The sequence below is a fragment of the Bacteroides sp. 224 genome (assembly GCF_010500995.1).
Lineage (GTDB): Bacteria > Bacteroidota > Bacteroidia > Bacteroidales > Bacteroidaceae > Bacteroides.
The window spans coordinates 1-300 of record NZ_QVMK01000128.1 but is presented as its reverse complement, the minus strand read 5'-3'; the positions used below and the strand labels follow the sequence as shown (position 1 = coordinate 300).

At 34.0% G+C, this 300-nt stretch carries 1 protein-coding gene; it reads right to left on the bottom strand.

Annotated features, from left to right (window positions below; translation table 11 throughout):
* Positions 1-120: 120 nt before the first annotated feature.
* A partial coding sequence (locus D0T60_RS18705; RefSeq protein WP_203558383.1) for a hypothetical protein occupies positions 121-300 on the bottom strand: 180 nt, incomplete at its 5' end.

Below are 300 nucleotides of genomic sequence, written 5' to 3'. Positions count from 1 at the left end.
AGTTTTTCATTATAAAATAGAATACCTAGTTTCAATCCTGTTGGATAAGCATCGTTAGTTGATTGAGAAAGATTTACATGGTCGTACGGAGAACAATAGTTACCAAGACAACATTTCGTCTTAAGTCCATGTTTTGCTGCAGATAAATGAGGAATTATCTTCATTTCCATTTGCCGCAGATAAATTCTTTAAATAAGTAGCCAAGTCTATAAACTCATTAACCTTCAATATGTAATCAAGGGCATCTTGTTCGCTATTTGTTTGCCCTGAATGGCTTGCCAAGTTTCTTATTTCACGTAT